Consider the following 19,794-nt stretch of genomic DNA (forward strand, 5'->3'; position numbering starts at 1 on the left):
AATCAACAATTTTTAGATTCTAGTCTTGCAGCAGATCATATTTGATTTATTTGAATTCATTTGTAATTAATTAACAATAATCATTTATGGAAAATAAGCTCCACGACTTCTCAGGAAATTTGTGGAGCTTAACTAGCACATTCTTACAATTTAAATAAAATTGCTATTTTAATGGTATTTCTTTGTAAAACTGCGCCAAACCCTTTCTCTTATTTCTCTTTTTGCGTACTTTGCGGTTAGTTTCTTATTCAGCACAACTTTATACAGAATTGGTATAAACTAATTAATTAGTTGATTCTCATTTTTACTATTCACACTTTTCAGACAATTCCAATATTTCTAATTCTGATGGTTTGGGAGAACCAAAACTTTACCAAACACGATATCATTCCCTTCCCAAATTACTATTTATGAGAGCAAATTAGTATAATTAAGTATTGAGAAAGAACATAAAAAAAGGTGGTTTGGAACCACCTTCTTGAAAATAAAAACAAAATGAATTGTACTTTTTACACAGCAGAACTAAACCACCGCCGATACTTGTTTTTGAAAGTAAGCCTGCATAACTCTTTCGGCAATTTGACGGCTAGTTAAACCTAATTCTGCCTTAGATTCTTCTGGTGTAGCGTGTTCAACCAACACATCAGGAATGCCGATGCGTTTGACAGGTACAACGACATCAGCATCTAATAAAGCTTCAGCCACAGCCGAACCAAAGCCGCCCATAACACAGCCTTCTTCTATAGTGACAACGCGGCCAATCTTCTGCGCCAACGGTAAAATCAACTCTGTATCCAAAGGTTTGACGAACCGGGCATTAATTACAGTTGCTTCAATGCCATGTTCGCTGAGAATTTCTGCCGCTTGCATACTGGGGTAAACCATTGTGCCGTAGCCAACGATTAATACATCATCGCCATTGCGGAGAATTTCACCTTTACCGATTTCTAAAGGTTCCCAACCTTCTTCCATCAAAGGTACACCATAACCATTACCACGTGGGAAGCGCATAGCGATCGCACTACTGGTATGGTTAATCCCAGTTACTATCATCCGTTGTAATTCCGCTTCATCCTTAGGTGCCATCAACACCATATTAGGAATGCAGCGTAAATAAGCAATGTCATACATTCCTTGGTGAGTGGGGCCATCAGCACCAACAATTCCCGCCCTGTCTAAGCAGAAGAACACAGGCAAGTTTTGAATACAAACATCATGAATGATTTGGTCGTAAGCGCGTTGTAAGAAAGTAGAGTATATAGCCGCCACAGGACGCATACCTTCAGATGCTAAACCCGCAGCGAGGGTAACAGCGTGTTGTTCCGCAATTCCAACATCTATATATTGATTGGGTAGTTTAGCTTGGAGTTTGTCTAAACCTGTACCTGTCGCCATTGCTGCTGTAATGCCGATGATTTTCGGGTTTTGTTCAGCTAGTTTAACTAAGGTATGGGCAAAGACTTTGGCATAAGCCGGGGGTTTGGGCTTACTAGAAGGAATAGCCTTGCCAGTTGTTAGGTTAAAAGGAGTTTGGGCGTGATAGCCTACTTGGTCTTGTTCAGCCAGTTCATAACCTTTGCCTTTAACTGTGGCTACGTGTACTAAAACTGGCCCTTGTATTTGATGCGCCTGTTGGAAAGTCGCAATCAATTCTTCTAAATTGTGTCCATCAACTGGCCCCATGTAGGTAAAGCCCAGTTCTTCAAATACCGCCCCCACCTTGGGAACTGCCAACCGCTTCATCCCTTCTTTGATGCGTCCTAATTCCGGAGATAAAGATTCACCGACGAAAGGAATTTGCTTGAATTGTTCCTCAAAGTTATCTTTGATGAATTGTACGGGTGGGCTAAGACGCATTTTGTTGAGGTAGCGAGGAATTGCACCGACGTTGGGAGAGATAGACATCTCGTTATCGTTCAGCACTACCAGCAGGTTAGTTTTCGGCAGGTGTCCAGCATGGTTGATAGCTTCCAAAGCCATACCACCAGTTAAAGCACCATCACCAATTACAGCAACAGCTTTAAATTTTTCTCCTTTGGCATCTCTAGCCAATGCCATACCCAAAGCTGCGGAGATACTTGTAGAAGCGTGTCCTGCACCAAAGTGGTCGAACTTGCTTTCGCCGCGTTTCAGATAACCAGCAATTCCGTCTTTTTGTCGGAGGGTATGAAAGTTACTGTAGCGTCCTGTAATTAGTTTGTGGGGATAAGCTTGGTGTCCTACATCCCAAATAACTTTATCCCGATCTAAATCTAGTGTCTGGTATAGCCCTAGGGTTAACTCTACAACACCCAAGCCTGGCCCCAGATGACCGCCTGTAGCTGCTACTGTTTGAAGGTGTTTATCTCGAATTTGGCGGGCAATCTGTTGCAGTTGTCGGATAGATAAACCGTGCAACTGATTAGGATGGGTGATTTCGCTCAAGTGCATATTATAGGGTTTTCCTCTCTAATTTCTACTTCTGGTATTTTGATTTTCCCACGGTCGGGTTGCCCCCATAATCATGGAGAATTGCAATTCTGTTACATATTACGTAAAGAAATATTGGTACGTTACTTCTGTTGCTGAGGTGATTCTGTATTATCCGGCACACTTGGAACTTCGGGTGTTTCTGGTAACCGTCGTTGACGTTGCAAATATTTGCTCAATACATAAGCCATATCTCCACGAGTCATCGGGCGTAATGGTGAAATATTGCCTTGGCTGTCTGTATTAATAAATCCTTCAGAAACTACTGTAGCGATCGCTTTTTTCGCCCAAGTTGGAATAGATCCAGCATCGGGATAAGATGATAAAGTTTCATTTACAGTCTCATCATCAAACTGAAACACGCCGTAAGCCTGAGCAAAAATTGCTAAAGCTTCTGCCCTCGTCACTCTTTGATTGGGGAAAAATAAATTACCCCTATAGCCTTTCATAATGTCTGTTTTTAAGACTATCTGAATATCATTAAATGCCCAATTAGAAGCAGGCACATCCGCAATTACAACATTTTCTTTGCTAACAGCTTGTCGTTTATCTAATCGGAATGCTTTGACCATAATTGCAGCTAATTCTGCCCGACTCAGCAACCTTTCAGGATAAAAATTGCCATCTGGTGCGTTAGTCATCCATTTGGCAGTAATTACCTGTTGAATTGGATCTGGAGTTTTCTCAGAGGATGTTCCTGAGGATTGTGCCTGAACAATTCTAGGAAAACTAGAGAGTAGCAAAAATAAAGAAATAACACTGAAGCACTGGTTGATATTTCTGATCATTTTCCGATGTTCATACAAACACAACAAGACTGTGAAACTGAATGTAATTTTAAATTTGGTCTACTTAGTAAACACTGATTCAATTAATTCTTAGTTACTGACGAATTGCAGCCTAATAATGTTGCTAGTATGCCAGATGCAGAAATAAAGCACCAATTACAAATCACGGAAAAGCTTGGTTTACCGATTTCTTCCTTTCATATTTCAGTCTTTAGCATGAAATGTAAATATTTGATCCCCAAATAAATTAGGTGTCTCAAGTTATCAGCTATCATACTCAGTGATTATATCCAAATTTTAAATAAGCTGGCGGGGCTAACTAGGTGTTTATTTATAGTTTGTCAGTACAATCACGGTCTATGCACTGGAAAAAACCAGCCATTTCATCTATCTTATTTATGAGTGTAGTTATGGGAACAGGAAATACTGTTTTAGCCCAAATTACTCCAGATAGAACTCTACCTAGCAATTCCATTGTTACACCCTCTGATCAAACCTTGGTGATTGAGGGCGGTACCCAAGCTGGTAACAATTTATTTCATAGTTTTTCCCAATTTTCTCTACCAACCAATAATACTGCTTATTTTAATAACGCTTTATCAATTAAAAATATCGTTAGTCGTGTGACTGGCAGTGAATTATCTAATATAGATGGTTTAATCAGAGCTAATGGCATAGCCAATTTATTTCTTCTCAATCCCAATGGGATTATTTTTGGCCCTAATGCCCGATTAGATGTAGGTGGTTCGTTTGTAGCGAGTACAGCGAATAGAATCAATTTTGCTGATGGTAAACTCTTCAGTGCTAAAGCTGATCAAACATCGTCGTTACTATCTGTGAATATCCCGATTGGGTTGCAATTAAATGCTAATTCTCACAGTATTAGTAATGCTGGCAGTTTAGCTGTGAAGCCGGGAGAGAATATCACATTATTAGCTGGTGCAGTCTCTCATACAGGTTCCTTGACTGCCCCTGGTGGTACAGTTCAACTATTAGGCAAGCAAGTAGGTTTGTTTAATAATGCCCTGATTGATGTCTCTTCGGAGACTGGTGGCGGTACAGTTTTGATTGGCGGTGACTTTCAAGGTAAAGGTGCAGTACCCAATGCATTACGTACCTACGTCGGCAAGAATGCCACAATTAAAGCTGATGCGCTGACTACTGGTAATGGTGGCAATGTTGTGGTCTGGGCAGATGAAGCGACTGGACTTTACGGTAATATTAGCGCGCGCGGTGGTCAAGTCTCTGGTAACGGTGGTTTTGTAGAAGTTTCAGGTAGACAACATCTAATTTTCCGAGGTGATGTGAATACTACCGCCCCGCAAGGTATTACGGGAAGCTTATTCCTCGACCCCACGAATATTACTATTGCTAATGGTTCTGGTGATGGAACAGATACGTTTGCGGGAAGTATATTAACCGCACCTTTGAGTGGGATAACTGATACTGCACCAACTACAATCTACGAATCCCAATTAGAGGGTTTATCGGGAAATACTAATATTTTCTTGCAAGCAACTAACGATATTACTCTGCAAGATTTAGCTGATAATACCCTGAATTTAGCTGCTGGTTCCGGCAAAATTAATTTTACTGCCGATGCTGATGCCGATGGCGTGGGTAATTTTGTGATGGATGATCTCGCAGATACTATCAAAACCAATGGGCGAGATATTGCAATTGGGGGAGCTAATTTAACTCTAGGTAACATTGATACTAGCTTAGTTGTGGGCGGAGAATTGCTGGCTGCTGTAGATATTGATAGGGGTGCCCCAATTCCTCCCAGTGCTACGAATGGCAATGCTAGTTTTACCTTCACTGTCCCAGATTTAGGAACTAATATCAGTGACTTAGATGTTCAGTTTTCGGCATCACACACATGGGACTCAGACCTAAATGTTGCCCTGATCTCGCCCCAAGGAACAGAACTTAATTTATTTAATAACATAGGTGGGAGTGGTGATAATTTCCAGGACACTGTATTCGATGATATTGCAGCGAATAGTATAGCCAGTAGTTCAGCACCATTTGTTGGCAGATACCGTCCATCAGGAAGTGGCGGTTTAGCAGTTTTTAACGGGCAGAATCCTGCGGGTACTTGGAGATTAAACGTCACAGATAATTATTTGCCTTTAGATAATGGCATGGTGTACAAGGCAGGCGATACTACACCTTGGGGTACGGCACTTGGGACACAGCTACTATTCAGAAGTCCGGTTACTGCTGTGGGAAGTGGAACCATTAATCTCACTGCTACCAATGGCAGCATCAATGTTGGGCAACTTAACGCTAGTTACCTACCTGGTATAGGCACAGTTCAGAGAACAGGTGATATTAACCTGACTGGTAACGAGATTAATTTAAATAGTACAGTTTCAGGTTTAGGTAACTTAACGCTACAACCCAGTAATCCCAATCAAGCGATCGCCATTGGTGGTATTGATAGTGGTAGTGCTAGCAGCTTAGATTTAACAAACACAGAAATTAACCGTTTACAAAACGGTTTTAAGTCTATTACTATCGGTGGTGCTAATAGCAGTGGAGCGATTTCGTTAACCGGAAATGTCAGTTTTGTAGATCCTGTGACATTGCGATCGCTTGATGGTTCTGGCTCTATCAATACCACAGGTTTTAACCTGACAGGAACTGACAACGCCACAATTAGTTTACTAGCAAATCAAAACATTACAACTGGAAATATTACGAATCCGGCTCGTAACATTACGCTGATTAGCAATAACGGCAGTATTGATACAACTTCAGGGGTAATTACTGCTGAATCGAATTTATCAGATAGTTCTAATAAAAATGCGATCGTTAGTTTACAAGCTAGTCAAGACATCACCACTGGCACTATTCGGAATGCAGGCAAAAAGATTCAAATTACTAGTACCAACGGCAACATTAATATTCCCGGCAATATTAGTACTAGTGTACTTCAATTATTCAACGATCCCACACCTTACCCAGCCGGAGATATTTTGATCAATGCCGCCGGAAATCTCCACATTAGTGGCGTAATTCGTGCCAACTCCTTTAAAGGTGCCGGAGGTAATATTGCTCTTACTAGTGGCAACACTCTGTCTATTTTTGATGGTGGATTTGTCAACAGTGTATCCAATCAAAATAACAGCAATAACATTTCACAACCAGGCGGTGACATTTCCCTAACTGCGCCTTCAATTATCATCGGCAATAAGAGTGGAGTCGTTGTCCGGACAAATGGTGCGGGGCCAGGAGGCAATCTCTTTGTCAACGCTGATGAAGTCAAACTCCTTAATATCGGAGTCTTAGCTTCAACTACCTCCGGCATGGGTAATGCTGGAGATATTACAATTAATACTCGCCGTTTTTTGGCTCAAAATACTATTCCTGCCTCAGAAGTTAAATTCAATACTTTTAGTGAATTTCGTACAGGTGTTTCGACTTTTGTGCAGCGATTTCCCGATACTTCTTATGATGATTTTAGAGATTTTATTTTAGGTAATCGTAGCTCTTTATTTGAAAAGAGTGATTTTAACACCGGACGTGGTGGAAACATTTTAATTAATGCCTCAGAATCTGTCGAATTAATTGGTAGCGATCGAGGCGCGTTTACACCCACGCTTGATTTTAAAACTGTTCAATCTGGTGTACAACTTTCCACAGGAATTGCTACAGGTACTCTAGCTAATGGAGACTCAGGAAATTTAACTATTAATACTGGCAGACTAATAGTTAAAGATGGAGCCGGAATATCCACAGCCTCGCTATCACCAGGTTCCCTACCTAAAATTTTTCCAGAGGTAATTCCTTCGTTTGTGGATAATCAGGTGATTCCTGGAATTCCTGTATTACCCCTTCTCAGCCCTGAGGAGGTAAGCAGTTTACGTAATGCTGTAATTGATATAGTCAACGATGAATTAACAAACATTACTACTGCTGGAAAAGCTGGCGAATTAACAATCAATGCCAATCAAGTTGATTTACAAGGATTAGCAGGCTTGACTACTGCTACCTTGAGTAACAGCAATGCAGGTAATTTGACAATTGATGCTAATAAAATCACACTCCGCGATGGCGCACTTATTACTGTCAGCACTCTTGGTGCTGGCGATGCGGGGAACTTGAGAATCCAAACTGATCAATTAAGTATTCAAAGTGGTTCACGGGTAGGAGCAGGAACTACCAATGCGGGGTTTGGCGGCACTTTAACAGTTAATGCTACCGACAAAGTAGAGGTAATGGGTAGATCTGCTGATAATCAGGTTGCTAGTGATTTAACAACGGTGGCTCAGGAAGGTTCTACAGGCAATGCTGGTAATTTAACAATAGATACAAAGCAACTCATCATTAAAGATGGAGCGCAAATAACAGCTGCTACATCTGGTGAAGGCAACGCCGGGAATATTACTGTGCAGCAAGCTGATTCCATATTTATAGATAACGCTTCTATAACTAGCGCCGTCAATCCCAATGCAGTTGGTCAGGGTGGTAACGTAGAAATCCAAGCTAAAAACCTTTCTTTATCTAATGGCGCACAAGTTTCTGCTGCTACATCTAGCACAGGCGATGCTGGTAGTATCCTGATCCAGGATGCGGAATCTGTTTCTCTTTTCCAGAGTAAAATTTCTTCTGAAGCTATAGAAGCTAACAGTCAGGGTGGTAACGTTACTATTAATACCCAAGAATTAAGTGTTCAAGATAGTTCTGAGGTATCCGCTTCTTACGTTGCTGGTGCTAGTCAGGATATTAATCAGCCCCAAACCAACGGCCGTGCAGGGAACTTAACCATTAATGCCACAAAGTCAGTAACAGTAAATGGTGGCAGTAGTCTATCCGTCGAAGCCTCAGCAGGTGGTACAGCAGGTAACTTAACAGTAAATACAGATCAGTTCAATATTTCTAATAATTCAGCAGTGAGTGTTAGTAGTCCTCAAGGGCAAGCAGGCAATATAGAAATTGCAGCTAATTCCCTATTTCTCGACCGAGGACGTATCACTGCTGAAACTGGACTTGGAGAGCAAGGAGGAGCTAATATTCGACTAGAAAAATTAAATACTTTGTTACTGAGAAATGAAAGTCTGATTTCTGCCACAGCTAACGGTAGAGCTAATGGTGGCAATATTGGCATCAATACAAAATTCTTAATTGTTTTACCATCACCAGGAGCAATTGGGAACGATATCATTGCTAATGCAGAATTTGGTAATGGTGGTAAGATTGACGTTAACGCTCAAGCAATATTTGGTATTGGATTTCGGCAACAGCAAACTTCTGGCAATGACTTCACAGTAAATTCAGAGTTTGGCTCACAGGGCGAAGTCCAGATTAATACTCTAACTGAACCTAATAGCACCTTAGCGGAATTACCGGAAAATGTGAGTGATTCCAGTAGCCTGATTAGTCAAAATGCTTGTCAACATAGCTCAGACAGCCAATTTAGTGTTACAGGACGTGGTGGTTTGCCACCTGCGCCTAGTGAAACCCTTGGTGGTGATGTCATCTGGTCAGATACTCGTCTTACAGGCTTTCCTTCACAGGTTCAGACTGCGAGAAAGTTGGGGCAGAATCAGAATTTTATTCCAAATGTTGAGGACAAGCTGATAATAAATGCTACAGGCTGGTTATTCAACGACAAGGGAGAAGTCACCTTAACTGCTCATAGACCAAATACAAGTGTTGAGGGTTTTAAACCCAATCCTGGTTCTTGTTCTTCAAGTTGATCAGTAAGCAGTGACAAATCAGACTAACTTGTTATGCCCACTGCTAAAGCCTCTGCTTCCCCTGCTTACCATTTGCCTTCTAATATGGACTATAGTGCAGTTTTTGTGGAGTTTTGGGAATGAGCGCAGCAGATCCAGTGAAGTTGATGAAGCAAGAAGTAGGTAAAGCCGCCGCCCTTTTGGTAAAATCAGGTTCGATTGTTGGGTTAGGTACAGGTTCAACTACAGCCTATACGATTCAATATTTAGGCGATCGCCTCAAATCTGGTGAACTAAAAGATATTGTTGGTATTCCGACTTCTTTTCAATCAGAAGTATTAGCAAAAGAGTACGGTGTTCCTCTAACTACCTTAGATGCTGTTGACCACATTGATATTGCCATTGATGGGGCGGATGAGGTTGACCCTCAAAAGAACTTGATTAAAGGTGGTGGTGCAGCACATACCCGCGAAAAAGTAGTTGACTACTTAGCAAAACAATTCATTGTTGTAGTAGATAGCGGTAAGTTAGTAGACCGCTTAGGTTCTGTGTTTGCAGTTCCTGTTGAAGTAATTCCGATGGCAATTACCCCAGTCACCAATGCTATTAAACAACTTGGTGGTAAACCAGAACTACGTATGGGGGTAAAAAAAGCTGGCCCGGTAATTACTGACCAAGGTAACTTTGTCTTAGATGTCAGGTTTGACTCAATTGACGACCCAGTAAACTTAGAAAAAACTTTAAATAACATTCCAGGGGTTCTGGAAAATGGTATTTTCGTCAACTGTGCAGATGTAGTTTTAGTTGGCGAAGTTATAGATGGTCAGCCAGTAGTACGACAACTGTAATACAGCAGAGAACAGGGTTGACAGTTCTTGGGATGTGGCTTTTTGATGAAAAATGGTAAATAGTTAGATCCCCGACTTCTTAAAGAAGTCGGGGATCTAGGCCTGCCGATTTTTCCAAATCAAATAGGTTTGCTAGTTAAGGCTGTGGTTACATAAGTATAAGAGCTTACGTAAGCAAAAACCTTATTAGCTAGATTAGAACATCTTGAGAGTGTGAATGTTAAGCACAGTAATGCTCTTACTGTCTGCATTCTATCTCCTGCTCTAGCAATCAGGCTTTTGTATACCTATCAATTACCTTGGCAAAATCTGGTACAGCTTCCTCTACGTGCTGCTTGGCTGAACCGCGAAATTTGTCATAAGTACCGCGCACAATAGCCCGCTTCACACTCTTGAGTCTAGTATCAGTAACGCTTAATAGCGCATCTGCTGTACGAGATTTGTTGGTAGCGAGATGGGTCACTGGGTCTCCCTGGTGTTCTCCTTCACTCCAAATCGGATCAAGTGCATTAAAGCACTCTGGTAGGAGTTGCTCAACAGCGTAGGCGATGTACCCTGGTTTAACTCCTTTTAAAGCGGCAAAAGCTGTTTTGAGAGCCATACCACTTAAACCTGACTTGGAAGCCAACTGTGTTTCTATCATGTTGCAACAGTCTTCCACAACCATTGCTTTTTTACTTGGGTTTGAGAGACCATCGCTAAGTCCCATTTCACTCCTCCTTAATGTCAAAGCAGTTTCCACTAAATATTGTTCCCAGCAACCAGGAAATTATACAAAATGTTAACAGAGCTAGAAAATTTTCGTGGATATGCTGCAATGATTTGCTATTCCTTCATAATTCAGAAATAATCTAATCACTCAGCTTCAGGTTGAGCGTCTTTTGTAGCTCAATTAGTTCGTCTCGATGAGCCGTTACAGCGAACTTACCCAAAGAGTTTGGTTCGTCTTGATTAGTTTTTTGCATATCTAGCAAAACCTTTTCAACTCTTCCTGCTTTTTTCCAATAGAATAGACCACTCAACGGTGATAACAGTGCTATGCCTAAAACCGAAGTGTTGAGGTTAGGCAAAAGTAGAAATAAAACCAAAGATAAACAAACTAAACCAACAGTTGCTAAAAACGTTAAAAAAACCGCTAAAAATAAACTTGGTTTAACATAACCTTCAAAAATTACTCTATTTTTTTCCCGGTCTACCTCTGCCACTCGGTAAGACCGCGAATGGAAGTATTCCTGCAATTGAGGCATTAATACAGCTTCACTTTGCTCAGATATTAGGTGTGCCGTTTGGATGCGGTCTTTGGTTGCAGCACGAATAAAAAAGACTAACCCAACTAATAGCAGCAAGGTGAGCAGCAATGTAGATGGCAGAATAGCAGTATCCATAACTGATTGTTAGTGTTTGATTGGAGGAGATTTATTCATTATTAATTATTGGTTAATTTGTCCTTGGGTTAATGTACTCTTGCCAAAGACGTGTTAAATCCTGCGCTTGAGCTTGCCATTCTGGAGAAACTTGGTACATCCGCCTAGGCCGTCCTCGGCCTTCGAGTTTTTTCCAATACCCATTGATTGCTTTTTCGTCTTCCAGAAACTTAATCGCACTATAAAGTACGGTATCTGAAAGCCGATAAGTTGGGTATTCAGCTTCTAAACGTTGAATTAACTCGGTTCCGTAAGATTCACCTTGCAGTAAAACGGACAGTATGTAACAAATTGCTAGTTCCTGACAGAGGTAAGTTGGCGGAGGATTCTCAAAGAATTGATATATATCCTCAAGTTTCATAATTGGTGAATAGCTACAAAAATGCCTTAGAGAGAGATCAATCATCCTTGTAGTAAGTATATATTGCTACTTCTAAAAGTAAGTATATACTGCTACTTCGGCAGGATTTTCAAAGCGAAAGCATAAACAATGCGAAACAATAATTACCCACGCTGTCAAATTCGTGGGCAGCAAGCGAAGGTGCAGGAGCGTTAAATTTACGCCCCTATTCAAGCTCTGGCCAGTGTGGTGAGGAGCAATTAAGACAACGGCTTGACCGTAATCTTAGCAGTAAGTGATGCCGAGCCGATTAGAACTGCTTAAACATAAAATGCCATCGAAGAAATTTTACAGGTAAAATGCGATTTTGTCTGTAAAGGTTATTAAACACTTTGTTCGTTAAGTATTTAGTAGTTACTTTATAGACTTGAGTTACCCATAGGTCATCTGATAAGTGTGATAGTAAATTTAGCAAGCGCCTAGTACATTGGTGATTTAATATGTCACAAAACTCCGATGCCCCATCATCTTCTGCTACAATTCGAGCGATCGCCCAAACATTTCGCCTCATCGGGTGGATTAGCTTTTGGATTCAATTAGTCCTAGGCGTGGTTTCCGGCATCATTGTCCTACTGTTTGCCGTATTCTCCCAAAGAGCCGGGAGTCCCAGTAATAATCCTGGTACTGGTTTTGGTGTATTTTTAGCAGTTTGTGGATTAATTGTTTTAGGTGCGGGAATTTACTTAGCTTTTCGTTATACCAGAATTGGTAGAGCCTTAGAATCTTCTAATCCGACAAATCGCCCACGCAAAAGTGAAACTATACAAGTATTACGCTTAGGTCTGTGGATAAATCTAATTGGTACAGTAGTAACACTTTTAGGGGCGCAGGCGATCGTTGGTACCCTAGTGGCTAGATCAATATCTCCTCAAGCCATCACTACCCAATTTTTTGATCCTACCCGTATTATCAGTGGTCTCGATATGTTGGTAGTACAGGCAAACACAAACACTGTCTCCGCCCACTTTGCTGGATTAATCGGCTCACTTTGGCTACTCAATCGCATCAACCGCCCTTAGTATCTTTAGCTATTTAGTGTTGAGCAAAATTTTTCAACATAAATTTTTAGTTTCCCGAAATCGGCAATCCCAAACGTGGAGATCAACACATAGCCCTTGAACAGACATCCTACAAATGGGTGATTAGTGCAGGGGCAAAAATATCATATTTTGACACTTAATAAAATTATGCAAAGCCAATTTGATATTACAAGAAATCACTCCACACGAAAATTTAATCAAGAAGCATGGAGATTTTGGGTACAGGTCTTTTTTAGCGGTACTGTGCTGGCACTGTGTATATTGAAAATTGCTTCCCCCGGCCCAGGCGATGACAAAAATATAGCTCTTTACTGGGGCGGCTTATCTAGCGTCCTTGCTTACTGGTTACCTTCACCAGGACAAAATAAAGAAGATAAAGAACAAATGTCTTCTAGCCTCATGGCTACAAGTCTAAATGGAGGTAATAACCCTAATGATTCTGTAGCTCTTCTTGCTCAAAGTACTAATACCACAGAGCATAAAAGCTGATGAAGCAGCTGCATTTTATTGTGAATTAGCCTTGGCAGTAATGCTAAGGCTAAATTTTTGTTTTGTACTAAAAAGTCACTTTTTCTAGTTCTAGTCAGCCAAAATTAATATATGCTGAATTCTTGTATGTTAACTGTAATGAAAAGAAGATTCTAAGCTAAAGACTGAGAAAAATCTGTGCTGGATATTAAGCAAATACGGGAAAATCCGCAATTAGTTCAAGAACGGTTGAATAGTCGCAGTGGTAATTATGACATTCAGCCGATATTAGCGTTAGATAGGCAACAACGAGAATTGGAGGCGAATCGCAGTCAACTTCAAGCTCGGAGTAACGAAATTGGTAAACTTGTTGGGCAGAAAATTAAATCTGGTGTTAATCAACAAGACCCGGAAATTCAAGCTTTGCGTGAAGAAGGCAACTCTATCAAAGCGCAATTAAGCGAACTGGAACCTAGAGAGAAAGAAATAAAAGTTGAAATTACCCAACTTGTGCTGGCACTGCCTAATTTACCCAGTGATTCTACACCTGCTGGGAAAAATGAGGAAGATAACGAGGAAGTGCGTCGTTGGGGTGATGAGTACATTCCGCAAAACCCCAATATTCTGCCACATTGGGAAATTGGTGAAAAACTAGGTATTCTCAATGTTGAGCGAGCGGTAAAAGTGGCTCAAAGCCGCTTTGTCAGCTTAATTGGCGCGGGTGCAGCCCTAGAAAGGGCATTAATTCAATTTATGCTCGATCGCCAAACACAAGCAGGTTATCTAGAAGTTAGTCCGCCACTGTTAGTTAACAGTGACTCATTGACTGCCACTGGTCAACTCCCCAAATTCGCTGAAGAAAGCTTTAAATGCGCTGATGATGATTTGTGGCTAATTCCGACAGCAGAAGTACCAGTTACAAACCTCTACAGAGGCGAAATTCTAGCGGCGGAAAACTTACCTATTTATCACTGTGCTTATACGCCTTGTTTTCGGCGGGAAGCTGGAAGTTATGGCCGTGATATGCGGGGATTAATTCGTCTACATCAATTCAACAAAGTGGAATTGGTGAAATTTGTTCATCCCAGCACTTCTTTTGACGAACTAGAAAAATTGGTAGGGAATGCCGAAGCAATTTTACAGGGACTAAAGCTGCCTTATCGGGTAGTTAATTTGTGTAGTGGAGATTTAGGTTTTTCTTCTACCAAAACCTACGATTTAGAAGTTTGGCTACCTTCCTCTGGTAAATACCGCGAAATTTCTAGCTGCTCAAATTTTGTTGATTTCCAAGCGCGTCGGGCAGATATTCGGTTCAAAGAAGCAGGTAAGAAAGGTACACAGTTTGTTCATACCCTTAACGGTTCTGGTTTGGCTGTAGGACGGACTATGGCTGCGGTTTTAGAGAATTATCAGCAACCCGATGGTACGGTGAAGATACCAGAAGCACTGCAACCTTATTTAGGGCGTGAAATTTTGTAATTAAACTTCTGGTGAGTAAGTAGAGGCGTTTTAATTAGCGTCTCTACACTATTTAGCCATCGCTAAATCAAGAGCAAGAGTCATATTACTTATTATGTTGTTCTAACCAAAATACAAACACTTAATTAAGAATTACTATTCCCAAGGTAGATTAGGAATGTCTTGAATAATATCAGGAAAGACAATTTCTGTAATTTGATACAAGTAGCGAACTGCATAAAATTCACTAATAAACCCAACTGCCTTTATAGCATTCATGCTTTTGGGATAATAACAACTATACGCACACCAAATTCCTGGATAGCACTCTTGAATATATCCAAGAAGTGCATTCAAGTATTCGTCGAAAATAGGTTTATTAGGTAGTTCTGAAATAAGTTTTTCATTGTGTCCAGGGAGAGCAGGCACAGGATCATATTCTATATTTGGGAAAGCAACTTCCATAACTTGATGTAAGTATCGAACTGCGTAAAATTCATTCTTGAAGCCGCTTACCTCTACTATGCAAGGGAAATAACAAGTGCTTGCTAACCACGTATCGTCGAAGCATTCTCGAATATAACCCAGCAAGCATCCTTTTTCTCCTACTACAAAAACTGTTTTCTCAGGACACTCCTTAATAATCAGACCTTGTGCGCGCCTAGCTTGTAGTTCTTCTCCCCACCATGAATTTCCTTGCTGGTCGTAGCCACAAATGCGCTCTGGATCGCCCCAAATTGACGTGGAAATTTTATAGTTGGTAAGAGAAGGGCAGATATGGGGTTGGAAACTATCGCTCATCATCAATAAAACCAATCTAGAGTCAGAATATAAGATACAAGTTGAGCGATCGCTCAAAATATAATCAGAGAGGGCAAAGGTAAATGAAAACATTAGAAATAATCATCAGTATTACCAGCGATCGCAAGTTGTTGATTAATTCTTCTGTCGATCTGCCTGTGGGTGAGTATCATGCTGTACTTGTAATAGAAGAGCGACAGATCCAAGATAATGTTCAAACTTCTATTCAAAATGCTCAGGCTATTTTCAGAAAACATATTCCTGCTAGTACAAAACTTTCACAAGAGTTAATTGAGGAGCGTAGGTTGGAAGCTTTGAATGAGTAAAGTTGTTATAGATGCCTCTGCTGTTTTAGCTTTGCTGAATCAAGAAAGTGGTAGCGAAGAAATTTTACAATACATTGGCAATGCAGCAATTAGTTCTGTCAACTTATCCGAAGTTATAGCAAAGTTAGCAGATGCAGGAATTCCAGAGGCTGATATTAATCAGATTCTTTTGAATCTAAATCTTGAGGTGGTTGTTTTTAATGAAGAACAAGCTTTAAAAGCCGGAATGATGCGTCCAGCTACCAAATCAATCGGGCTTTCATTTGGAGATCGCGCTTGTCTAGCATTAGGCATTTTGCTGAATCAGCCTGTTGTAACTACTGATCGTTTGTGGAGTAATCTGAGCGTTGGGATTGAAATTCGAGTAGTACGTTAATACATAAGCTGAGGTTTTCGTGGACATTGGCTAATCTTATGAGATGGTTTAAATCTGTGCGTCCGTTCACCAACTACTACAATAAAAATATATATCCGAATATTTTGACTAATTTGCTTTATGTCAGTTTTAGCAGCGATCGCAGTCTTGGCTGTTTTAATTTTGGTACACGAACTGGGACACTTTGTGGCAGCGCGGTCACAAGGCATTCATGTTAACCGCTTCTCTTTAGGGTTTGGCCCGACTTTATGGAAGTACCAAGGAAAGGAAACTGAATATGCTGTCCGTGCGTTTCCTTTGGGCGGCTTTGTGGGCTTTCCCGATGATGACCCAGATAGTGAAATTCCACCCAACGACCCGGATCTGCTGCGTAACCGTCCTATTTTAGACCGGGCGATCGTCATCAGTGCGGGAGTGATAGCAAATTTAATATTTGCGTATCTAGTACTAGTTCTCCAATTGGGAATTGTTGGCATCCCAGAAAAGCTCAACTATCAACCTGGTGTGATTGTTCAACCAGTTAATGAACAATCTATTGCTTATCAAGCAGGGATTAGAGAAGGAGATATTGTTCTGGCAGTTAATGGTCAAGAACTACCGGCTTCTGACAAATCTACAGCTATACTGACCAAAGAAATTCAAACTCATCCCAATCAAGAAATTGAACTGAAAGTTCAGAAAAAAGATCAGCAAGTTTCATTAAAGTTAACACCGAAACAAGGCCCAGATGGTAACGGTTTAGTTGGGATTCAACTAGGGCCAAATGGGAAACCAGTTTATCGTAGCCCCAACAGTCCTTTTGAGATTTTTGGCATTGCTGCTAACCGCTTCCAACAATTAACTTTGAGTATACTTAAAGGTCTTGGTCAGTTAATTACGAACTTCCAACAAACCATAGGCCAAGTTTCAGGGCCAGTTAATATTGTCAGAGAAGGTGCTAAATTAGCTGCCAACGATAGCACTAATTTATTATCCTTTGCGGCAATTATTAGCATTAACTTAGCCATTATCAATATCTTGCCTCTCCCAGCATTGGATGGCGGACAATTAGCTTTTCTGTTGATTGAAGGTTTGCTTGGTAAACCCTTGCCTAGCCGCGTTCAAGAAGGTGTAATGCAAACTGGTTTAGTGCTACTTTTAGGACTAGGAATTTTCCTAATCGTTAAAGAAACCATCCAGTTAACTACTCAGTAAAAATGGTGCAATTTTTGCATCAATGCGCTCAGGCTGAAGTCTGGTGCTACCTCAACTAAGCCTGCCTATGCAGGCTAATTTATTTTTAATGTAGCTGCGAATTTGATTCGCTTTTACGAAAAATTCAGTGACAACTACTCGCAAATCTCCCTCTAAAAAACAAAGGGCGTTAGAAATTCTCAATCGCCTCACGCATTTATATCCAGATGCAACCTGCTCATTAAATTACTCCACACCTGTACAATTGCTAGTGGCAACGATTCTCTCGGCTCAGTGTACAGATGAGCGAGTTAATCAAGTAACACCAGCTTTATTTAGTCGTTTTCCAGATGCGGCAAGTTTAGCCAATGCTGATATAGAAGAGTTAGAAAACTTAGTGCGTTCGACAGGGTTTTATCGCAATAAGTCGAAGAATATTCAAGCCGCCTGTCGGATGATTGTGACTGAGTTTAACTCTGTTGTGCCTAACCAAATGGAGCAATTATTAAAACTACCAGGCGTGGCACGGAAAACAGCAAATGTAGTTCTAGCCCATGCTTATGGGATTAATGCTGGGGTGACAGTGGATACTCATGTTACGCGTTTGAGCCAACGCTTGGGCTTAACTAAGTATTCTGAACCTGTCAAAATAGAACAAGATTTAATGAAGTTATTACCCCAGCCAGATTGGGAAAATTGGTCAATTCGGATAATTTATCACGGTCGCGCTATTTGTAAAGCTCGTTCTCCCGCTTGCGGGGCTTGTCAGTTGGCTGATTTATGTCCCACTGCTCATAAAGTGATTACAATAGGCAAGGCAAATTAAATCAATGAACAGTGAACAGTAATCTAGCTTGAAAGCCTCTGTGTATATAGGTTTTGTGAGAAGCTTATATTTTTAATACATCTGGCAACAGCTATACATCACTGTTTACTGATAACTGCCCACTGATAACTGTTAATAAGTATCCCTAGAATTGATGGGGACACTGTAGAATGGAAAATGCTGTCTTTATTTAGAATGTATGGCGAAGAAGAGTATGATTGAGCGCGAGAAAAAACGCGCCAAATTAGTTGAAAAGTACGCAGAAAAGCGGGAAACTCTGATGGTAGAGTTTCAACAAGCAGAATCTCTAGAAGATAAGCTGGAAGCTCACCGGAAAATCCAACAACTGCCTCGTAACAGTGCGCCTAACCGTCGCCGCAATCGCTGCTGGGTAACAGGTCGTCCTAGAGGTGTTTACCGTGACTTTGGGCTATCTCGGAACGTTCTGCGTGAGTGGGCGCACGAAGGTTTGTTACCTGGAGTGGTTAAGTCTAGCTGGTAGTGAGTGGTCATTAGTCATTGGTCATTAGTCATGGGTAGTTAACTAAGACAAACGGCAAATGACAAATGACAAAGGTTATTGACCGCAGCAACGGTCTATACCCAGACTTTCTAAGAGTAGATCGCTGACGGCGTTGGCGATCGCAAACTCTCCATAAAAGCTTTTGGAAAAATCAAACGCTTGCATCTCGGTGACAATCGCAATTACCAGAGAACCTAGATCGTTTTCTCCTTCCATTCGTTGGCGGACAAAGATTTGCGCCGCTCTTTGGGCAATCTGTTGATTGATTGCTTCGGGGATAAATTCTGTATCCAGCCATCTCAACAAACGCTCTTGTAACCATTCACCTTCAAGGTAGGGATTGTTAGCTGGTGGTAGGGTGATAGATGGGATTGGTTGTGTCATCTTTTTAAACGCAGAAGAACTTTCAGTAGATTTTCAGAGGAGCGCAGAGGATGCATATAACATCAGATTGCGTTCCTCTGATATTTTTTATTTATAGTTTGATCTATGCAATATGATATCGCTGCTATTATTCAAGGCTATGCTCAAGGTTATTTTCTCATGGCTGATGACGATCATGGCTTGGGTTGGTACGGCAGCCGCGATCGCACTTTGATACCTTTAGATGAGCGATTTCGCTACCCTAAGTCTTTGCAGCGTGTTCTAAATCAAGAACGTTTTACTATAGCTGTTAACCGCGATTTCCCGGCTGTTGTTGCTGGCTGTGCCAACCGCGATATAACTTGGATATCTGAAGAATTAAAAGATATTTACTTCTTACTTCACGAAGCTGGTTTTGCCCATAGCTTTGAAACTTGGCAAGGTGACGAACTCGCTGGGGGAATTTTAGGTATTGTGATTGGCGGTGCTTTCATCGGGGAATCAATGTTTTACCGCATTCCAGAAGGCTCAAAGGTGGCAATGGTAAAGTTGGTAGAAAGATTGCGCCAAAGACAATTTGTGCTATTTGATGCCCAAATGATGAACCCTCACTTAGAACGCTTTGGTGCTTATCTCACTGATGATGGAGAATATCAAGCTTTACTTCAAACAGCGTTGCAACGTCGCTGTTCTCTAATTTGACTAGATGAAGAACTCCGGTTACTGACTTTGTAAAAATCAGGACTTACGCAAAAGTATGAAGAAATAAACCGTAAAGGACACAAAGGACACGAAGTTATAAGAGTTTAAGAGAGTTCTTGCGTAAG

Annotated in this window: 18 protein-coding genes; 11 read left to right on the forward strand and 7 right to left on the reverse strand. The window is 41.0% G+C overall.

The window, feature by feature from the left end; genetic code table 11:
- Positions 1-522: 522 nt before the first annotated feature.
- Both dxs and H6G76_RS06305 read right to left on the reverse strand, forming a co-directional pair.
- Complete coding sequence (gene dxs / locus H6G76_RS06300; RefSeq protein WP_190697072.1) at positions 523-2,430, reverse strand: 1-deoxy-D-xylulose-5-phosphate synthase; 1,908 nt, start codon at positions 2,428-2,430, stop codon at positions 523-525.
- A 122-nt stretch (positions 2,431-2,552) separates the two neighbouring features.
- Complete coding sequence (locus tag H6G76_RS06305; RefSeq protein ID WP_190697074.1) at positions 2,553-3,257, reverse strand: S-layer homology domain-containing protein; 705 nt, start codon at positions 3,255-3,257, stop codon at positions 2,553-2,555.
- 359 nt (positions 3,258-3,616) lie between these two features.
- Between H6G76_RS06305 and H6G76_RS06310 the strand changes: the two genes are divergently transcribed.
- Together H6G76_RS06310 and rpiA are read left to right on the forward strand one after the other, a co-directional pair.
- Positions 3,617-8,962, forward strand: a complete 5,346-nt coding sequence (locus tag H6G76_RS06310) for a filamentous hemagglutinin N-terminal domain-containing protein (protein ID WP_190697077.1) — start codon at positions 3,617-3,619, stop codon at positions 8,960-8,962.
- Between the two features lie 119 nt (positions 8,963-9,081).
- On the forward strand, positions 9,082-9,789 hold the full coding sequence (rpiA, locus tag H6G76_RS06315) for a ribose-5-phosphate isomerase RpiA (protein WP_190697080.1): 708 nt from the start codon (positions 9,082-9,084) through the stop codon (positions 9,787-9,789).
- Positions 9,790-10,060: 271 nt separating this feature from the next.
- On the opposite strand, the gene H6G76_RS06320 is transcribed toward rpiA, so the two are convergent.
- The 3 genes from H6G76_RS06320 to H6G76_RS06330 form a co-directional block, all read right to left on the reverse strand.
- Positions 10,061-10,498: a DUF6918 family protein gene (locus H6G76_RS06320; RefSeq protein WP_190697083.1), complete on the reverse strand. Its 438-nt coding sequence runs from the start codon at positions 10,496-10,498 to the stop codon at positions 10,061-10,063.
- Between the two features lie 142 nt (positions 10,499-10,640).
- Positions 10,641-11,174, reverse strand: coding sequence for a cofactor assembly of complex C subunit B (locus H6G76_RS06325; protein ID WP_190697086.1), 534 nt, complete (start codon positions 11,172-11,174; stop codon positions 10,641-10,643).
- A gap of 52 nt (positions 11,175-11,226) precedes the next feature.
- Positions 11,227-11,574 carry a PadR family transcriptional regulator gene (locus tag H6G76_RS06330; protein WP_190697089.1) on the reverse strand — a complete coding sequence of 116 codons (348 nt, stop codon included), beginning with the start codon at positions 11,572-11,574 and terminating at the stop codon, positions 11,227-11,229.
- Between the two features lie 479 nt (positions 11,575-12,053).
- Between H6G76_RS06330 and H6G76_RS06335 the strand changes: the two genes are divergently transcribed.
- The 3 genes from H6G76_RS06335 (at position 12,054) to serS (ending at position 14,600) form a co-directional block, all read left to right on the forward strand.
- Positions 12,054-12,632, forward strand: a complete 579-nt coding sequence (locus H6G76_RS06335; RefSeq protein ID WP_190697092.1) for a DUF3611 family protein — start codon at positions 12,054-12,056, stop codon at positions 12,630-12,632.
- A 168-nt stretch (positions 12,633-12,800) separates the two neighbouring features.
- Positions 12,801-13,142: a hypothetical protein gene (locus H6G76_RS06340; protein ID WP_190697094.1), complete on the forward strand. Its 342-nt coding sequence runs from the start codon at positions 12,801-12,803 to the stop codon at positions 13,140-13,142.
- A 177-nt stretch (positions 13,143-13,319) separates the two neighbouring features.
- Positions 13,320-14,600 (forward strand): serine--tRNA ligase, encoded by a 1,281-nt coding sequence (serS, locus tag H6G76_RS06345; RefSeq protein ID WP_190697097.1) that lies wholly within the window; start codon positions 13,320-13,322, stop codon positions 14,598-14,600.
- A gap of 135 nt (positions 14,601-14,735) precedes the next feature.
- Here serS and H6G76_RS06350 read toward each other — a convergent pair whose 3' ends face one another.
- Positions 14,736-15,473: a hypothetical protein gene (locus tag H6G76_RS06350; RefSeq protein ID WP_190697100.1), complete on the reverse strand. Its 738-nt coding sequence runs from the start codon at positions 15,471-15,473 to the stop codon at positions 14,736-14,738.
- Here H6G76_RS06350 and H6G76_RS06355 point away from each other — a divergent pair.
- The 5 genes from H6G76_RS06355 to rpsN all read left to right on the forward strand — a co-directional run bounded on the left by H6G76_RS06355 (position 15,464) and on the right by rpsN (position 18,583).
- The gene (locus H6G76_RS06355; protein ID WP_190697103.1) at positions 15,464-15,706 is read left to right on the forward strand and encodes a hypothetical protein; all 243 of its coding nucleotides are present in this window, start codon (positions 15,464-15,466) and stop codon (positions 15,704-15,706) included. The two genes, H6G76_RS06350 and H6G76_RS06355, sit on opposite strands and share 10 nt — an antisense overlap.
- On the forward strand, positions 15,699-16,082 hold the full coding sequence (locus H6G76_RS06360; protein ID WP_190697106.1) for a PIN domain-containing protein: 384 nt from the start codon (positions 15,699-15,701) through the stop codon (positions 16,080-16,082). The genes H6G76_RS06355 and H6G76_RS06360 overlap by 8 nt, the downstream gene beginning before the upstream one ends.
- 120 nt (positions 16,083-16,202) lie before the next feature.
- Positions 16,203-17,276, forward strand: coding sequence for an RIP metalloprotease RseP (rseP, locus tag H6G76_RS06365; RefSeq protein ID WP_190697109.1), 1,074 nt, complete (start codon positions 16,203-16,205; stop codon positions 17,274-17,276).
- A 127-nt stretch (positions 17,277-17,403) separates the two neighbouring features.
- The gene (gene nth / locus H6G76_RS06370; RefSeq protein WP_190697113.1) at positions 17,404-18,081 is read left to right on the forward strand and encodes an endonuclease III; all 678 of its coding nucleotides are present in this window, start codon (positions 17,404-17,406) and stop codon (positions 18,079-18,081) included.
- Between the two features lie 199 nt (positions 18,082-18,280).
- Positions 18,281-18,583 carry a 30S ribosomal protein S14 gene (gene rpsN / locus H6G76_RS06375; protein ID WP_190697127.1) on the forward strand — a complete coding sequence of 101 codons (303 nt, stop codon included), beginning with the start codon at positions 18,281-18,283 and terminating at the stop codon, positions 18,581-18,583.
- A gap of 75 nt (positions 18,584-18,658) precedes the next feature.
- Here the strand turns inward: rpsN and H6G76_RS06380 are convergent, their stop codons facing one another.
- Positions 18,659-18,988: a hypothetical protein gene (locus H6G76_RS06380; protein WP_190697130.1), complete on the reverse strand. Its 330-nt coding sequence runs from the start codon at positions 18,986-18,988 to the stop codon at positions 18,659-18,661.
- A 105-nt stretch (positions 18,989-19,093) separates the two neighbouring features.
- On the opposite strand from H6G76_RS06380, the gene aat reads away from it, so the two are divergent.
- Complete coding sequence (aat, locus tag H6G76_RS06385) at positions 19,094-19,669, forward strand: leucyl/phenylalanyl-tRNA--protein transferase (RefSeq protein WP_190697133.1); 576 nt, start codon at positions 19,094-19,096, stop codon at positions 19,667-19,669.
- Positions 19,670-19,794 lie beyond the last annotated feature (125 nt).

Source organism: Nostoc sp. FACHB-152 (assembly GCF_014697475.1).
Taxonomy (GTDB): Bacteria; Cyanobacteriota; Cyanobacteriia; order Cyanobacteriales; family Nostocaceae; genus Nostoc_B.

What these genes read in the sequence shown, in the direction of transcription:
- H6G76_RS06340 (WP_190697094.1), top strand. Translation starts at nt 12,801, where the DNA reads ATGCAAAGCCAATTTGATATTACAAGAAATCACTCCACACGAAAATTT.
- H6G76_RS06325 (WP_190697086.1), bottom strand. Translation starts at nt 11,174, where the DNA reads ATGGATACTGCTATTCTGCCATCTACATTGCTGCTCACCTTGCTGCTA.
- H6G76_RS06380 (WP_190697130.1), bottom strand. Translation starts at nt 18,988, where the DNA reads ATGACACAACCAATCCCATCTATCACCCTACCACCAGCTAACAATCCC.
- H6G76_RS06330 (WP_190697089.1), bottom strand. Translation starts at nt 11,574, where the DNA reads ATGAAACTTGAGGATATATATCAATTCTTTGAGAATCCTCCGCCAACT.
- H6G76_RS06335 (WP_190697092.1), top strand. Translation starts at nt 12,054, where the DNA reads ATGTCACAAAACTCCGATGCCCCATCATCTTCTGCTACAATTCGAGCG.
- aat (WP_190697133.1), top strand. Translation starts at nt 19,094, where the DNA reads ATGCAATATGATATCGCTGCTATTATTCAAGGCTATGCTCAAGGTTAT.
- H6G76_RS06360 (WP_190697106.1), top strand. Translation starts at nt 15,699, where the DNA reads ATGAGTAAAGTTGTTATAGATGCCTCTGCTGTTTTAGCTTTGCTGAAT.
- H6G76_RS06355 (WP_190697103.1), top strand. Translation starts at nt 15,464, where the DNA reads ATGAAAACATTAGAAATAATCATCAGTATTACCAGCGATCGCAAGTTG.
- H6G76_RS06305 (WP_190697074.1), bottom strand. Translation starts at nt 3,257, where the DNA reads ATGATCAGAAATATCAACCAGTGCTTCAGTGTTATTTCTTTATTTTTG.
- H6G76_RS06350 (WP_190697100.1), bottom strand. Translation starts at nt 15,473, where the DNA reads ATGTTTTCATTTACCTTTGCCCTCTCTGATTATATTTTGAGCGATCGC.
- rpiA (WP_190697080.1), top strand. Translation starts at nt 9,082, where the DNA reads ATGAGCGCAGCAGATCCAGTGAAGTTGATGAAGCAAGAAGTAGGTAAA.
- rseP (WP_190697109.1), top strand. Translation starts at nt 16,203, where the DNA reads ATGTCAGTTTTAGCAGCGATCGCAGTCTTGGCTGTTTTAATTTTGGTA.
- dxs (WP_190697072.1), bottom strand. Translation starts at nt 2,430, where the DNA reads ATGCACTTGAGCGAAATCACCCATCCTAATCAGTTGCACGGTTTATCT.
- H6G76_RS06320 (WP_190697083.1), bottom strand. Translation starts at nt 10,498, where the DNA reads ATGGGACTTAGCGATGGTCTCTCAAACCCAAGTAAAAAAGCAATGGTT.
- H6G76_RS06310 (WP_190697077.1), top strand. Translation starts at nt 3,617, where the DNA reads ATGCACTGGAAAAAACCAGCCATTTCATCTATCTTATTTATGAGTGTA.
- rpsN (WP_190697127.1), top strand. Translation starts at nt 18,281, where the DNA reads ATGGCGAAGAAGAGTATGATTGAGCGCGAGAAAAAACGCGCCAAATTA.